The sequence below is a fragment of the Rossellomorea sp. LjRoot5 genome (genome assembly GCF_964253455.1).
In the GTDB taxonomy this organism is placed as follows: Bacteria; Bacillota; Bacilli; order Bacillales; family Bacillaceae_B; genus Rossellomorea.
Window position 1 is genome coordinate 2,486,339 of sequence record NZ_CAXUQN020000001.1, and the last position, 15,894, is coordinate 2,502,232.

A 15,894-nucleotide genomic window follows, 5' to 3' on the forward strand; every position below is an offset into this window, starting at 1 on the left:
TAATTGATGGAACACTGTTTAAACAAGATTTTCTAATAAGACTTCCTCATCGCTTTATTCAGTTTTTCAAAATTGGGACGACTTGATGTTTAGCTCACTCAAAAAGAGTTTAAACACATAGAAGAATCTTACAAAATTTACAGGAGTGATGAGAGTGAAGGGCGTTACGTTCCAAGGAAAAGAAAAGATGGTCGTGAAAGAAGTAGCGAATCCAGAAATTCAAGTAAATACTGACATCATCGTAAGGATTACTGCAAGCGGAATTTGCGGTTCAGATTTACATTTATACAAGGGAGGAATAAAACCGCAACAAGATTATGTTGTGGGACATGAACCGATGGGTATTGTCGAAGAGGTGGGATCGGAAGTGAAAACCCTTAAAAAAGGGGATCGTGTGGTTATTCCTTTTAATATTGGCTGTGGGAAATGTTTTTTCTGTGAGAACCAAATGGAAAGTCAATGTGATGAGTCCAATCCCCATGGAGAAGTGGGCGGTCTTTTCGGATTCACTGAGATGTTTGGTGGATACCCGGGTGGTCAGGCGGAGTATCTGCGGGTACCGTATGCAGACTTCACATCGTTTAAAGTCCCTGATTCAAGTCAGCTGGAGGATGAAAGTGTTCTCTTCCTTTCCGATGTAATACCCACTGCTTACTGGAGCGTAGAAAACAGTGGTGTAAAAAAAGGCGATACGGTCATTGTATTAGGTAGCGGTCCAATTGGATTGATGGCCCAGAAATTCGCTAAATTGAAAGGCGCCGAAAGAGTCATCGCAGTAGACCAGGTAGATCATAGACTTGCGCATGCTAAACGTACCAACCAAGCAGAAATATTCAACTTTCAAAATCATAGCGATATCGGGTCGCTCCTGCATGAAGAAACTAAAGGGGGAGCTGATGTTGTGATAGACTGTGTGGGAATGGATGGGACCGTTCAGCCAAATGAATCGTTCGGTTCTGACTTTGATAATCAATTTGGGACCATAAGTCCGATCAAGACAGCCTCAGAAGCGGTTCGGAAGTTCGGAACTGTCCAATTGACTGGCGTATATGCAACAGAAGCAAATCGATTTCCTCTAGGGGACTTTTTCAGCCGGAATGTTTCCATTAAAATGGGACAAGCACCTGTAATTCATCTGATGCCAAAATTATACCATATGATCGAAGAGAACCAATTTGACCCTACCGACATCATCACCCATACCTTTTCAATTGAAGAAGCGGCAAAAGGGTATGATATTTTTGATAAGAAGTCCGATGGAAATATTAAAGTAATACTCAAACCTTAAAAAGTGGGAAGAAAAGCCGCATTCTGACAAAATGCGGCTTTTCCAATGTTTTCATTTGTTACATTTATTTAATTAATTGTATCAATCAATGATACAAACCAATCTTTTGTTTGATTTCCCTCATAAAAGGAGTGATTTTTTTTCTTGCCTTTTCAGCACCATTTAGTAGAATTTGATCAATTGCCTCTGTGTCACTTACCAATTCGTTGTACATGTCACGGGGTTCTTTCATAAATGAGTTCATCACAGAAAACAATTCTGCTTTTGCTTCACCCCAGCCAATTCCGGAGTGAAACCTCTTTCTCATTATTTCGGTTTGATCTGACGACGCGAATTCTTTGTATAACGAAAAAATAACAGATGAGCCGGGATCCTTTGGTTCTTCGGGAAGAGAGGAATCCGTTTTTATTTTATTGATTAGTTTTCGAAGCTTTTTTGGTTCCTCGAATAATGGGATTGTATTGTTATAGCTTTTACTCATCTTTCGTCCATCAAGTCCCGGGAGGACAGACGTCTCTTCCTGTATGACATACTCGGGAAGAACAAATGTTTCACCATATTGTTTATTAAAACTTTCTGCTAAATCCCTGGCAATTTCAACATGCTGAATTTGATCCTTTCCAACCGGAACCAATTCAGTTTGAAATAAAAGGATATCCGCCGCCATCAATATCGGGTAGGTAAAAACTCCCATGTTGACTCCAGAATCCACTTCTCTGCCATCATTTTGATTATCTCCAACCATAGATTTATACGCATGAGCCCGGTTCATTAATCCTTTTGGTGCAAAGCAGGAAAGAATCCAGCTTAATTCAAAGATTTCAGGAACATCAGATTGACGGTAAAAAATCGCTCGATCTGGATTCAACCCTAAAGCTAACCACGCTGCCGCTACCCCATAAGAAAGTTCTTTCATTGCGAGTGGATCATGGATCTTTGTTAAACCATGATAATCTGCAACAAAATAAGCGGTGTTATAAGATTGGTTCCCTGCCAATCCCAATGCCGGTTTAATCGCACCAATATAATTCCCTAAATGTATACGACCAGTTGGTTTGATACCAGTCAGAACTTGTTTATTCATCCCCATTATACCCTCCATTAAAAATGATAAAAACACAAAAAGGGCTTCCCATCCTCTAAAAAAGGACGGGAAACCCGGGGTGCCACCTTCATTCGCTTACCCTTTAGTAAACGCACTCATCTGTACAGAAGTCGCCTTCGATACATTGTCTCTTATATCGGTGAGACCTTCCGCCAAAACCTACTTCATTTCAGCCTGGATGCTCAAAAGCCCATTCAACGATTTTACCATACTGATTCTCACCCGCCATCAGCTCTCTTAAATGTTTCGATCGTCTACTCTTCTTCTTCATCGCACATACCCATTTATAGTGTTTCCATTATTTTAATGTATAGGGAAATAATGGTCAAGTAGGTATAGAACACATTTTACATTTCTTTGGACGAAAGAGGAAGGAAGAGCTTTATGCCTCTTTTATTGAAAGGAAGAAACTTCATATCCGCGATTAAATGACTCGCATATCCGATGACACATGCTTCAAATACTCCATCCATCATGATAGAAGACTCGAGATAACGAGCGATGATGCCAAAATATATCAATCCTAGTACGGAGTGAGTATAACTGCGATGTGACACGAATGAAGCAATAAATATATATATGCCCAGCAACCATAACCATATTTCATTCAATTGCCAGCCACATGCCGTCACACCTATGCCAGTAATCATCAGCATCCTTCTCTGGGTAATGAAGCTTGTGAGAAACATCATTCCTGCCCCATACCCAATCCCAAGCCACCTTTCTTTCCCACTGCCTTCAATGTAGCTGTACACCATCATGAGAAAGCCGATGATTTGCGCCACCGACCTGATCATTTTGGGGGAGAAAGTAACTTTGTTACTAAGCTTTCCGTCAATATCCAAATCCGGCATGAGTCCGGATACCCCTCCAATTGCTACAAGTGACGCTGTCGTACCGGGGCTTGATCCAAATGAGTTCGCCACAATAAAACCTGTTGCTGCTCCAATTGCCATATGCGCTGTACCGTTCAATTTTAACTCCTACTCCCTATCTCAATATGTAAGTATCAGATATTCATGATAGCCTTTATTATTCATTCTGACTATGGGATAGAGGCATTACTTTCTTACATTTTCCGTTCTATTCGATCAATGATTTCTAAAAGATAGGACCTTTCATGCGGGACGAAATGTTGATAACCCACCTTGTGGCCTGTATATTTCTTAATCCCTTCTTTTTGGACAATAAATCCTTCCAATTCGATTTGGGCTTTATCATGTTGAATCAGCGATTTGAAATCGGCCAGGGTAGAACGGAAGATCCCTGTGACTTCCTCAGGCTGAAGCTGAAATTCCTCGTATGAGACCGGGTTCGTATAAAGGAACACATTGGTATGCTCCCTGTCTATCATACCTTCTTGAATGAGTTCCTCTTTTACAATCCCCAGATCTTCCAATTCCTCAAACAGCACCTTGATTCCCAGCTCTTCATGAACTTCCCTCACACCGTCTTCAATCTTTTCATCGAACAAAATATGTCCGGCGGCCGTAATGTCCAAAAGTCCAGGAAAATCCTTCTTGGTGTCACTTCTTAATTGAAAATAGATGAAGGTTTCCTTCAAGTCGGTATCATAACGAGCAAACCAGCAGTGAAAGGTCTCGTGCCAATACCCTTTCGCGTGGACCTCCGAACGGCTACCAACCCCTATTCTTTCTCCGGTTTCATTCAAAATGGCCAGTTTTTCCTGCTCCACCTGATCACTCCTGCTCTCTTATTTCATTTCACTTTCTCCAAATAGTCTCTGATTTCTATCAAATCATCGACCACTACATCGGCTTCACGCAATTCATTTTCCTGTGAAAAATCAAAAGCACATCCGATGGAAAGAAACTCATTCGCCTCGGCTCCTTTGAAGTCCGATCGTCTGTCTCCAATCACAATTCCGTGACTGAGATGATGATCTGCCTTCACTTTCCGTATTAGTTCACCCTTATCCACAGAATCAATATCCTCAATACTATAGGAGGATATAATCCATCGATCCAACGCGTAATATTCCACGATTGTTTCGAGATAACGGGGATAGCCGTTACTTGCCACAAAAATCGGGAATCCCCTTTCGGCCAAATAAGATAAGAGGTCCTCGGTATGGGGATAGAGGGCACCCATTCCACCCAAAATGTTTTGAATCAATTTATCCTGAAATACATCATTTACTCTCTCATGTACATGAGTGGGATGCAGGGGCAATAGAGTCTTCCACACATCCGTAAGGGGGACTCCCATAATATCTCTGTATGTTTCGAGAGGCGTATCCCCCTCCCACTTCTCTTCGTCTCTAAGTAATTGAAAGGTATCATGAAGTGAAGCCTCAAGTATACGGTCTGTTTGAAATAATGTACCATCCATATCAAAAATCATTGCTGCTTTCATCTGTATTCTCCTTTATTGCCATACGCACAGTCAGTCTCCATGATGATTTGATCTTTCCCCGAGCTTTAACAAAGCCATACTAATCATATCAAATTTATGCCCACTGAGAAGCAAACAATCTATAAGAATTACTTAGGTTCACCATACAGAGGCATAAAAAAAGACACGTGAGACCTTCCTCTTGTGTCTTTTGCTTTTACAGTATTCTCCGTTTTCTAAGAAGCGTTCGGAAGGTAAAGAAGGACCGCCAACATCATGCCGATCACAGAGAAGATGACAATTGTGACTGCTATCGACCTGTGATTCTTTGAAACATGTTTCTTCTTTGACACATTAAAAAACGCAAATGCCATTAACGAAAGAACAAACAAAGCTATAAACAAGAGCTCGCTCATGGACAATCCCTTTCTTAAATAAGGTGTTTACATCTAAACTATATGAGAACACTTTACCATATTTTCTTATTCAACAAAAATTTTTACATTCGTACACCTTCAATCAAGACGCGACTAAAAGTAATAATAAAGCCAGTGTGGTGTCTTCTGTAAGGGTTTTTCCCAGAATGGCAGTTCATCAAAATCTCTCCTGGTCACCTTTTCACTATCCTTCATATCCTCTTTGATAAGGGATTCCAAATGTCTCGCTACTTCCTCATCCCGAATGATGCAGTTGCTCTCATCATTTAAGTAAAAGCTGCGCGGATCCCAATTGGCTGTCCCCACGTCCGCCCAGGCATGATCAACAACCATCACCTTGCCGTGAAAAAACCCCTTCTGATATAGATATAGATGCACTCCTTCTTTTAAAAGGCTCTTTTCTATCCTGTAGCTTGAGGGTTTGGTGAACCAGGCATCCGTATCATCCGGTACAAGGATATTCACTTCGACCCCTCTCTTCAATGCTTCTTTCAATGCAGTGATGAGCTTATTATTTGGGATAAAGTATGGGGTTGTGATGGTCACACTCTTTTCTGCTTCATTTATCCAATCAATGGTTCTTTCAATGAGAGGGTCTCCAGTAGAGAAGATGAAATGGACACTACCTTCAGTGCTGGCTGACGTGTATGGGGTTAGATCACTCTTTATTTCCTCGCCACCGTCCTCAGTCCAATCTCTTTTGAACTGCTTATATACTTCTTTTCCCGCATCGCCTGCCAACCGGATATGATAATCCCTCCAGTAGCCAAGCTTTGGATCTTTCCCCAGATATTCTTCCCCCATGTTGAATCCTCCAATATAGGCAATGTTGTCATCTATGGAAATAAGCCTGCGATGGTTCCGGTGGTGAAGGGAATAGAAAATATTCTTAAGTGAAAGTGGTCTGCTTTTCGTAATCTTTACTCCGGCCTTTTCCATTCTCTTGATGTTCTTCGGAGGGATGTCCGACCCAAGAAAGTCTACAGATAAGCGGACATCCACACCCTTTTGAGCTTTTTTCATCAATAAATTAAAGAACTCATGAGAGACTTTGTCATCCCTAATGATAAAAAAATGGATCCATACATAATGTTCAGCCGAATCTATATCATTGAAAAGGTTTTCATAAAAACTTTTTCCAGTATTAAGAATTTCAATTGAAGCGTTGCTTGACAGGGTTTCAGTAATCGGGTGGGTTCTCGTATAATTTTTCACACCTTGTCTTACATCCCAATGCATGATGAAGAACAATATCACAGATAACACGATGATGACCATAATCACTTTTATAGCTTTTTTCATCACGAGCACCCACCCCCTTTCATCGTACTGTTAGCTTTTGTTTATGGGGGTGGACTATACATTCGCTGTCAAAGTTTATCGATGAACAGGCTAAATGAGAAGCAGTAAAAAGACTGGGGATAATGTGTTTAGTTAAAAAAATCCTAACGATATTCGAGATTCATTTTTTGAAAATCGAATTCGTTCGGATTTATCAGTTTACGAAAATATTGTTACTTTTAATGGAGTGAGTGGTGGTTGATTTCCGCTGCAGGTGCTCGCTTTCCGCGGGGCGTGAGTTGAGCCTCCTCGGGCTTTGAGTCTGTGTATGTTTAACAACAACTTTGGTGAAATGGTCCTTTTATTATTATTCCTAAAGCATATTCAGTGTATACAGCAGGATCTAGCTATTGATTGGAGTGCAAGACGAAGACTCCTACGGGAAAAGCGGAATAGGTAAGACCCCGCAGGAGCGTGAGCTGTGAGGAGGCTTGCCTTCCGCCCGAGGAAAGCGAAGTCTTGCACGGAAATCAATAGCGGTGTAATAAGTGATCCTCACAAATTGTTTGATTGTTCGTCTTTTGAAGTGGAATTAGTTATATTCCAGCCACTCACTTGATTTTCTTATTGATTTTCAACAATGTATAGAAATAACGGGCGGTGACGAATAAGATACCACCAATGAACGCTCCCATTGTGTTCATCATCCAATCATCAATATCCGTTGCTCTTCCTAAAGGCAAATAGTATTGAGCAAGCTCAATTCCAAAGGAAAAGATCCCCCCAAGAAAAGTGACCATCAATATCAATTGTTTCGATTGCCTCATCCACCAGGTAAGAAAGAAGGTAAAGGGAATAAACAGTATAATATTGGCAAGAAGATTACGGATCGGCACGTCCAAATGATTACGGTAAATTAAATTCAACTTTAAATTGGAGAAAGGATCGAAATTCACAGACCCCTCTGAAACATTTTCCAGGGGAGTCAAGGTGATTAGACAAATGCCCCCAATTGATATACACGTAAATAATACAGGGAGTAAGTTCAGCCACCTGCCCTTCCCCCTTCTTTTCTTCCAAAAGGAGATCGCAAAGATAAGGGTAACCGTCACAATGATCATAATCGGAAGCACCCAGCCAAATGCGCTCCATAATTCTTTCATAATTTCCTATCCTACTTTCTACTATGCCACAGAATGAATAGCAGCAATTTGTACTTTATTTAATTTGATCAACCTAAATATACTTCCTTCCCACTCATTCTTTATCAATATTGCCAATCCATTGTCGTTTCCCTTCTATACGAAGCGTCAACCCTTCACTATCCAGCTTTTCTAAAAAAGGAATCATATATTTTCTGGATAAGCCCAGTACTTCTTTCGCTTCACCTACCTGAAATGCATCATCTGTATGCTTCCTCAATAGAATGATTGCGTTGTTAAACACCCCAATGGAATAAGCTTTCTTTTCATCCAGGGGTACTATTTTCTTCTCCTGTATGAAAAAACGAGTGAAGTCCGATTGCCACTTCTCCGGTATTCCCACCTTCTCAAAATACTCTTCCATGTCTCTTACCTGTGTACCGTCCCTTTCCAGTAAATCGAGAAGCTGAATGCACCGCTTCTCCCATGCAGGTGGCAGATGGGGTGTAAAGCCAGCTAACTGAACCAGACCATTTCCCTGGACCCAATTCCCTTGCTCCAACACATAATCTACCAGATTTCCAGGATATTCACACAAGTGTTGCTTTAATTCTGCACGATTGACTCCCTTCAATAAGGGGAATTTCTCGTGAAACGTCAAGAGGAACTGTTTTATCGCGTTTTGGCATTCTTTCATGATTTTAGAATGGGATATGCTTGAATCAGAAAGTTGAATCCACTCCCGTTCTTTGAGTAATTCCCTCATCCTTTCTTCTGAAAGGGATCCTTCCTTTTTCAAACTTTCCCTCTCAAGGGATTTATATCGATCAAGTACCCTCAGTACCCGTTCACTTGGAGTTCCTTCAATCAGGGATTTAAGGTAGCCAATCGTTTCATCTCCAAACCGGTAATTTCCTCCGTTTGGCTGAATGATCCACCCTCCACCCATAGTTTCAACCGGTGATGGTCTCCTGACAATAAAACGGTCTCCCCGTTTAACCATGATGGAACCATCAAGGCGAATCTGGCATAGGATCGTGGTGGGGTTTGTGCCTGCTTCCTCTTTATTTCGGTCAAAGAGCATAAGCTTCCCCAGGACCTCAGACGTTCCTGTATGAACCATGACCCGCATTCTCTGCTTGATTCCATGTCGGACAGTAGGTAGCACTTGTAGGCAAACGTCAATTGTGTTTGTCATGAATAGATGAGGGGACGAGACAAGTACATTTCCCCGTTTAAGGGTTTTATAGTCCACTCCTGGAAGATTGACAGCAGCCCGTTGACCGGCGTATCCCTTTTCTGCCTTACGGTGGTGAACCTGAATTTGTTTCGCTTTCGTATGTATCCCATGTGGTAGAATGGTCAGATCCTGACCCGTTTCCAGACTTCCTTCATAAATCGTTCCTCTCACCACGGTTCCCTGTCCCTTAACTGTAAAGACTTGATCAACAGGTAACCGAAATTCCCCGGCAGTATTCCTTGAGGGAAGACCTTTCAAGGAGGAAATGATGATTTCTTTAAGTGCCGTCACTCCTTCACCTGTTAAACCATCTGCCGCTAGAACGGTAGAGCCATCAAATACGGTGTCCTTCAATTCTTCGATGACTTCTTCCCGGGCCATCTCTCTTAAATCTTCTTCGACTTTAGAAATTTTAGTCAAGACGACAATGCACAGTCGTATTCCAAGAAGGGACAAAATATCAAGATGCTCTTTCGTTTGAGGCATCACTCCTTCATCTGCAGCGACTGCGAGTACAACAAGGTCGATTCCCGCTACACCTGCGATCATTTGACGTATGAAGCGTTCATGGCCCGGCACATCCACTACAGAAATCTCTACGGTATCATCCTCATACAGAGGGGCAAAGCCAGGTTCAATTGAGATACTGCGCTCCTTTTCTTCTTTAAGGCGATCAGTGTCAACTGACGTCAGAGCCTTTGTGAGAGTGGTTTTTCCATGATCGATATGTCCGGCCATCCCAATCGTATAATGGTCCTTTCTCATCCTCTCACCACTTTCTATCTTTTCGTCTTGAATCTGAATACCAGTACTCCTGCCATGATGGCAAAACAGACGGCAAACAGAACACCCTTCCAAACTTCCCCATCTGAAAAGGATTTCACCACCCATATGAAAATGAATAATGAGATCAGTATATCTACTATCAGCATTCCCTTAGAATTTCGAATATGCGCTCACCTGCTGTCCTATAATTTAGCTGTAGATTCTTTAACATTATCATATTCCTTCTTCACAGCACCACCAGGACGAAATCTTGCCATGCAATGTTCCCCCGCAAAACGACCATTCTGGACAATGGTGCCATGTTTGAATCCTTCATTCTGAAATCCCAATTTCTCATATAAAGCTTTCGCTTTGGTGTTCACGTCTATGACAGTCAACTCAATCCGTTCGATCATCAACCAGTTATCCGCTAAATCGATTGCATTTTGAATGAGGCTGGTGCCGATTCCCCTGCCATGATATTGCTCATCTATAAATATGAATAAACTTCCCGTGTGGGCACGCCTGCCGAGGCCTTGACTTAATCCGCACATCCCCACTACGATTCCATCCACTTCTGCTATAAAATCATGCTGATTGGAAGAAGGGTTCTTCAATCTCGATTCAAACTTCTCTACCCTTAAGCTTGGTAAAGCGATGATATTGGGTAAAACCTTCTTTTGGCGCATGATTTCAACTAATCTTTCAGCATCTTTCACTTCAATCGGACGAATTCTCATCGTTTCAGCTCCCCAGTCCTTTTCACCATTATAATCGTTAGCATCCTAATATTGGAATGGGAAATCAAAAAGTGGTTTGGACAAAAGTATTTAGTTAAAATAAAATCCGAACGAGCATTCGAAATTCTTTTTTGAAGATCGAAATCGTTCGGATTTTTCATTTGGAAGTGTACATACATATTGTTACTTTTGGAGGTAGTAAGTAGTGGTTGATTTCCGCTCCAGGTGCTCGCTTTCCGCGGGGCTGGCGGTGAGCCTCCTCGGCTTCGCCTGCGGGGTCTCACCTGTCCAGCGTTTCCCGCAGGAGCGACAGCGACGAGGAGGCTTGCCATCCGCCCGAGGAAAGCGGAGTCTTGCACGGAAATCAAAAGAGGTGTAACAAGTGATCCTAACTATTTTTTGATTGTTCTTCTTTAAAGGAAATGGATTTAGTTATGTCCCAGCCTCCAGAAGGGTTTATTCAGATCCTTCCTTAATTAATGTTTCCATATCCTGAACGATTTCATCATAAGGAACATCACTATTGCCGCTGTATGTTTTAACGACGGTTCCTTCCTGGTTCACCAGGTAGAAGCTGGTCCCATGAATCATCTGATCGGAATTGGGGTCGTCCGCTACGATTGAACGGAAGGAATGTTCCGCAAGGTCCTTCACTTCATCGAATTCATAACCGGTCAAAAGCTCCCATTTACTTGTGTCTGCTTCGAAGTTTGATATGTACTCTTTTAATGCGTCTGGTGTATCTTTTTCCGGATCAACACTGAAGGAAACGATTTTATAATCTTTTACACCTTCTTCTTTTAACTTCTTTTGCAGCTTTGTCAAGTTAAATGTCATTGGAGGGCAAACTGTTTCGCAACTGGTAAAGATGAAATCGGCGATCCAAACTTGCCCCTTTAAATCTTTTAAGCTTACTTGTTTATTATTCTGATTCGTATAGGTAAATTCCTTCACTTCATAATCCGTTTCTGCTTGAAAGTCACTATTGCTGCAACCTGCAAGGAGTAGCCCGATGATGACCATCACCACAATGAATGTTTTGGTTTTTGACATCTTTATCTCCTCCGACTTTATCTGTCTCTCCCATTCTATGTTAGTAAAATGAGGATGGAAAAACAATTCCTCCAGAGAGGTTTCATTGTCTATTTTGTGAAACCTCTTTGAGTGGCATGGTCTTAAGTTAAAAACTGGAATTCCGTCCTGCTCCCATTTTGTGATGAAATGACTTCTAGTCGTGCATCAATTCTCTCTTTCAGCTCAGGAACATGGGAAATTAACCCTACTAAACGCCCGCTGCTTTGTATATCCATCAATGCTTCGATTGCCTGATCAAGTGATTCTGGATCGAGTGTCCCGAACCCTTCATCAATGAACATCGTCTCTAAGGATACCCCTCCTGCGTACTGCTGGACTACATCAGCAAGTCCAAGGGCTAAAGCCAGGGATGCCTTGAAGCTTTCCCCTCCGGATAATGTTTTGACATGTCTCTCCTGCCCTGTAAATTGATCAAAGACTAGGAGTTCTAAACCACTTTGTACATTTCCCTTGCTTCGGTCCGTTTTTCTAATCAACTGATACCGGCCTGAAGTCATTTTGATTAATCTCTCATTTGCGACTTGAAGAATGTCTTCAAGGAATGATGCCAGAACATATCTTTCAAATGTGATCCGGTTCGCGTTCTGACCCCTTGCAACTTCAGCTAAATGTCCGACCGTTTGATATCTTGTTTCTAAATCCCTGATCCCTTCATTTAAGGCTTTCACCCTGGTGAGGATGAGTTCATTTTCCTTTCTATTCGTCATGACCCTATTTAGTTGATCATTTACCTTTTTCAATTCATCTGTAACCTTGATGATGTCTTCTTCGATTTTTTGCAGGTCAGGCCGCTCTTTATCTTTTAAGATTTGATCAATATCTGATAGACGGTCAGTCACTGAGCGAAGATCCTCCCCGTACTTCTTCACTCTTCCTTCAAGAACCGTGACTTCCGCTTCAGACTTTTTCGCTTCCTGAAAGGCTTTATAGTGGCAGAAACCATGTTCTGTGAGAAGTGCAAGGAAAGCATTTCTTTCAGCTTTCATCTCCACATTTACATTCTCTATATGGCTCTCTTTATCTCTGACTTGAGATTCCTTTACACTATTTTGGTTCATCAGTTCATAGTACTGTTTTTGAGCCCGTTCAAAGGATGCCTTTAATTCTTTCAGTCTTTGTTTCTCTTTCTGTAAGACTTGTTCAAATTGAACTTTTGTCCTGAGTTCAAGGGGAATGGATTCCTTTACCTTTTCCAGGGTCGTATTCTTAGTGTGAAAGAGAGTAGTGAGTTCTTGGAGCATTTCTTGATTCTTCCCTCTTGCCCCTTCAAGTTCTTCAAGCTTTTCTCTACCTTTTCTAATTTCTTCCCCCATGACTCTTACCTGCTCCACTTCTTTTTTCTTCGAAGCGATGTCCGTCTTCAATGATTCGATTTCCTTCATCAGCAACGAACGTGTCTCCCGGATTTCATGCTGATTAAAGTCACGTTTCTTATCAATTATTTTCTTGCTGATATTCTCTATTTGCTCTTGAATGCTTTGTATTTTCGTTTCCTGCTGGGCAATAACCAGGCTTAATTTTTTCTCTTCCGTTTCCAATTCCTGTTGCTTAGATTTGGCAACCTTAAGGTCTTCACCGGAATGGATAGACTCTGCCTCTACGGCAGGGTTTGGATGATGTTCTGATCCGCAGACCGGACAGGGAGCATCATCAGATAATCCTTTCGCGAGTAATGACGCTTGAGCAGAATTCCACTTTCCCTCCAAAAATGCCAGCGTTCCAGACGCATCCTGAAGACGATCCTCAAGTTGACTATATCGATCCTTTAATTGATCACGCTGCGCTTTGACACGTTGAAGATTTTGTTCCAATTGATTCATATCATTTATGTGCTCCAGCAGGGAAAGTTTCTCTTGTACGTTTTTTTCAAGTTGAAATACATCTTCCTGGCCACCTTCTTCTGCTTTGACACGTACTTCCCTTTCCTTTATACCTTTTTGTAATAATGAAACCTGCTCATTCTGTTTTGTTATAATATCCTGCTGTTTTTCGTACCTTTCTTTCAATTCACCCGTTTCGTTCGTTAACATATCTAACGAATCTATATCTTTTTCCATATTTTCAAGTTGAGTCACTCTTTTTGAAGCTTGTTCCCTGAGTTCTTCATTATTTGTTTCTTCTTCAAAAATCTTTGTTGCTGTCATTAGCTTTTCAGAGATTGTTTGTTTTTCTTCGGATAGTTTTGCTAATTGACTCTTAAGTTCACTGAGATTCCGGTTAAGTTTGTGGCAATATTCATCTTGTTGAACCAAATGGGAAGCTCTCCTGGCCAGTACAATCTCGTGATCGATCGATTCGATTTCAGGCTTCAATGCTAAAAGGGATTCTTTCTGATTCTTAAGTTTCACCTGAAGATCGTATTGATCGATCAGACTTTTAGCCTCCGCAAGATCCTTCTGAAAGACATCCCTTTTCCCCTGAACATTCTCATATTGTTGCCTGAGATTCCTCTCCTTCTTTTCCATTTCTTCAATATGAGGGGACAGAAGGTGCAGAATGCGATGATCATTTAACGGATTTTCCAATAAAAGAGATTCAAGTTCTTCATTTTCTTCAAAATGGATTCTTACTAATTCCCTTGTTCGTTCTTCTATAGAGGATTCAACAGACCTTTTCAACTCGTCAGCCTCGGATTTCAATTTTTCCTGAATCGTCTTGTAAAGCTCCGTATGGAAGAGGCGTTGCAATATGAGTTCTTTATCTTTACTATCCGATGTAAGAAGTTTCCGAAACTCCCCCTGGGGAATCATAAGGATTTGTCTGAATTGATTGGCATCGAGTTGGATCAACTCTTTGATCTTCTCATCTACTTCCCTCACATTTGCCGCGAGAAGCTGTTCTTTCCCCTCTTCATCGTACACATATACTTCAGATCGGGCATTGATGGTGGTATATCCCTCCCCCCTTGCTTTCTTTTTTTCCTGCTGGGGTGAACGCCAAATACGATAGGTCCTGCCACGTAAACTGAAAAGAAGATCTACTTCTGTACTATCATCATTACTGGCAAATTGGCTTCTTAATTCTGTCGGATTTCGGTCTTCTCCGCTGGCCTTTCCATAGATCGCGTAGGAAATCCCATCGAAAATCGTTGTCTTTCCCGCCCCTGTTTTACCGGAAATCACGAACATGGTGCGGTTATCCAGCTCCCGGAAGTCAATGGTTTCCCTGCCGGCATAAGGCCCAAACGCCTGCATCACTAGTTTAAGTGGTTTCATGCATGATCAACCTCCTTTCTGGCGATATCAATCATATGACGTACCACATCTTCCTTTTCATCAGTGAATTCACTTGTCGTCATGTCCTTATAAAATTCTTTAAACAAGTCCAGTTCAGACCGTCTTTTATCCTCTAGTACTTGGAACGAATTTTTCTTTTTAGCATCGGTCAGATCCCTCTTTCGCTCAAGATGAAGCACGTTTGGGTAGACTTGTCTCAGCTGATTGATTGGATCGATTAATGTACCTTCATCATGAAGTGTGATCTTTAAATAGTCATTCACCTTCTGCGACTGATAAAAAGCCGGATCGAGCAACTCTTCCATATGCCCCTGCAGTTCCCTCATATCCTGTTTAGGCTGAAGTACCTTTTCCCGCAATTCAAAGGTCCCATTCTCCTCCATTTCAACAATGGTGACAGATTTCCTCTGAGAAGCTTCTGAAAAGGAGTATTTCAACAGAGAACCTGAATACCTGATTGTTTCATGCCTAATGGCATCGGGACTGTGAAGGTGACCGAGTGCAGTGTAATGGAATGGTCTGAATACCTCTGCCCCCACACACCCGGATCCCCCAACTGAAAGAGTCCGCTCCGAATCCGTCGTTTTTCCTCCCAATACAAATGCATGACCAACAAAAACATGTGGTTCATCAGGGTTCATCTGTTCTTCGATCCTCTTTACGATGGCTTCCATTGCTGCATGATGACTATTGATCGAGTCATCATCAAGTATTTGTCTGACTGTACCAGGCTCAGCATAAGGAACGCAGTGGAAGTTCACCCCTTTTATATGGATAGGTGTAAAATCTGCCGAAACTTTCCCCTTTAAATAAAATTGACTATGTTTGTACCATGAAGACCCAAATGACAGCCTCTCTGCACTATCATGGTTGCCTGAAACTGCTACAATCGGTGTGTCGAGCTCTACATTTATCCGGAATAACACTTCATCTAATAGCTGCACTGCATCTGTAGGAGGCACCGATCGATCATAGAGATCGCCCGCAACGACGACTGCATCAGGTTCCTCCTCTTTCACAAGTTCTATGAATTCCTCCAATATGTATCGTTGTTCTTCTGTCATATATATGCCATGCACCAATTTACCCAGGTGCCAATCTGCGGTATGAATGAATTTCACTACTGTTTTCCCCTCTCCGGACATTCTTGTTTCTAACTGAATTATATCAAACTCACAGGGTCTCCGTGTAAGAAAATCATTGATAGTGG

At 41.7% G+C, this 15,894-nt stretch carries 13 protein-coding genes and 1 other annotated feature; of the genes, 1 reads left to right on the forward strand and 12 read right to left on the reverse strand.

Features of this window, described 5'->3' with window-relative positions; all coding sequences use genetic code 11:
• Window positions 1–154: 154 nt before the first annotated feature.
• Window positions 155–1,288, forward strand: a complete 1,134-nt coding sequence (locus tag ACSQ2E_RS12830) for an alcohol dehydrogenase catalytic domain-containing protein (protein WP_435991058.1) — start codon at window positions 155–157, stop codon at window positions 1,286–1,288.
• A gap of 85 nt (window positions 1,289–1,373) precedes the next feature.
• On the opposite strand, the gene ACSQ2E_RS12835 is transcribed toward ACSQ2E_RS12830, so the two are convergent.
• From ACSQ2E_RS12835 to ACSQ2E_RS12890, 12 genes are all read right to left on the reverse strand, one after another.
• On the reverse strand, window positions 1,374–2,372 hold the full coding sequence (locus ACSQ2E_RS12835) for a tryptophan--tRNA ligase (protein ID WP_435991060.1): 999 nt from the start codon (window positions 2,370–2,372) through the stop codon (window positions 1,374–1,376).
• Between the two features lie 58 nt (window positions 2,373–2,430).
• Window positions 2,431–2,673: a binding site (T-box leader), on the reverse strand.
• A gap of 67 nt (window positions 2,674–2,740) precedes the next feature.
• Window positions 2,741–3,367, reverse strand: coding sequence for a metal-dependent hydrolase (locus tag ACSQ2E_RS12840; protein ID WP_435991062.1), 627 nt, complete (start codon window positions 3,365–3,367; stop codon window positions 2,741–2,743).
• Between the two features lie 95 nt (window positions 3,368–3,462).
• Complete coding sequence (locus ACSQ2E_RS12845; RefSeq protein ID WP_435991064.1) at window positions 3,463–4,089, reverse strand: NUDIX hydrolase; 627 nt, start codon at window positions 4,087–4,089, stop codon at window positions 3,463–3,465.
• A gap of 23 nt (window positions 4,090–4,112) precedes the next feature.
• Entirely contained in the window at window positions 4,113–4,769 is a 657-nt protein-coding gene (locus tag ACSQ2E_RS12850; RefSeq protein WP_435991065.1) for an HAD family hydrolase, read from the reverse strand.
• 215 nt (window positions 4,770–4,984) lie between these two features.
• Window positions 4,985–5,164, reverse strand: coding sequence for a hypothetical protein (locus tag ACSQ2E_RS12855; RefSeq protein WP_435991066.1), 180 nt, complete (start codon window positions 5,162–5,164; stop codon window positions 4,985–4,987).
• A gap of 114 nt (window positions 5,165–5,278) precedes the next feature.
• Window positions 5,279–6,487: a phospholipase D-like domain-containing protein gene (locus ACSQ2E_RS12860; protein WP_435991067.1), complete on the reverse strand. Its 1,209-nt coding sequence runs from the start codon at window positions 6,485–6,487 to the stop codon at window positions 5,279–5,281.
• 590 nt (window positions 6,488–7,077) lie between these two features.
• Window positions 7,078–7,629 (reverse strand): VanZ family protein, encoded by a 552-nt coding sequence (locus ACSQ2E_RS12865; protein WP_435991068.1) that lies wholly within the window; start codon window positions 7,627–7,629, stop codon window positions 7,078–7,080.
• A gap of 94 nt (window positions 7,630–7,723) precedes the next feature.
• Window positions 7,724–9,613 carry a selenocysteine-specific translation elongation factor gene (gene selB / locus ACSQ2E_RS12870; protein ID WP_435991069.1) on the reverse strand — a complete coding sequence of 630 codons (1,890 nt, stop codon included), beginning with the start codon at window positions 9,611–9,613 and terminating at the stop codon, window positions 7,724–7,726.
• 203 nt (window positions 9,614–9,816) lie between these two features.
• Complete coding sequence (locus tag ACSQ2E_RS12875; RefSeq protein ID WP_435991071.1) at window positions 9,817–10,353, reverse strand: GNAT family N-acetyltransferase; 537 nt, start codon at window positions 10,351–10,353, stop codon at window positions 9,817–9,819.
• A gap of 456 nt (window positions 10,354–10,809) precedes the next feature.
• Window positions 10,810–11,406, reverse strand: coding sequence for an SCO family protein (locus tag ACSQ2E_RS12880; RefSeq protein WP_435991073.1), 597 nt, complete (start codon window positions 11,404–11,406; stop codon window positions 10,810–10,812).
• A gap of 122 nt (window positions 11,407–11,528) precedes the next feature.
• The gene (locus tag ACSQ2E_RS12885) at window positions 11,529–14,663 is read right to left on the reverse strand and encodes an AAA family ATPase (RefSeq protein WP_435991075.1); all 3,135 of its coding nucleotides are present in this window, start codon (window positions 14,661–14,663) and stop codon (window positions 11,529–11,531) included.
• The gene (locus ACSQ2E_RS12890; RefSeq protein WP_435991077.1) at window positions 14,660–15,805 is read right to left on the reverse strand and encodes an exonuclease SbcCD subunit D; all 1,146 of its coding nucleotides are present in this window, start codon (window positions 15,803–15,805) and stop codon (window positions 14,660–14,662) included. Before ACSQ2E_RS12890 ends, ACSQ2E_RS12885 begins: the two co-directional genes overlap by 4 nt.
• Window positions 15,806–15,894 lie beyond the last annotated feature (89 nt).

Excerpts from the sequence above, each read along its gene's own strand:
- ACSQ2E_RS12855 (WP_435991066.1), bottom strand. The coding sequence starts at position 5,164 with ATGAGCGAGCTCTTGTTTATAGCTTTGTTTGTTCTTTCGTTAATGGCA.
- ACSQ2E_RS12850 (WP_435991065.1), bottom strand. The coding sequence starts at position 4,769 with ATGAAAGCAGCAATGATTTTTGATATGGATGGTACATTATTTCAAACA.
- ACSQ2E_RS12885 (WP_435991075.1), bottom strand. The coding sequence starts at position 14,663 with ATGAAACCACTTAAACTAGTGATGCAGGCGTTTGGGCCTTATGCCGGC.
- ACSQ2E_RS12880 (WP_435991073.1), bottom strand. The coding sequence starts at position 11,406 with ATGTCAAAAACCAAAACATTCATTGTGGTGATGGTCATCATCGGGCTA.
- ACSQ2E_RS12875 (WP_435991071.1), bottom strand. The coding sequence starts at position 10,353 with ATGAGAATTCGTCCGATTGAAGTGAAAGATGCTGAAAGATTAGTTGAA.
- ACSQ2E_RS12860 (WP_435991067.1), bottom strand. The coding sequence starts at position 6,487 with ATGAAAAAAGCTATAAAAGTGATTATGGTCATCATCGTGTTATCTGTG.
- ACSQ2E_RS12865 (WP_435991068.1), bottom strand. The coding sequence starts at position 7,629 with ATGAAAGAATTATGGAGCGCATTTGGCTGGGTGCTTCCGATTATGATC.
- selB (WP_435991069.1), bottom strand. The coding sequence starts at position 9,613 with ATGAGAAAGGACCATTATACGATTGGGATGGCCGGACATATCGATCAT.
- ACSQ2E_RS12835 (WP_435991060.1), bottom strand. The coding sequence starts at position 2,372 with ATGAATAAACAAGTTCTGACTGGTATCAAACCAACTGGTCGTATACAT.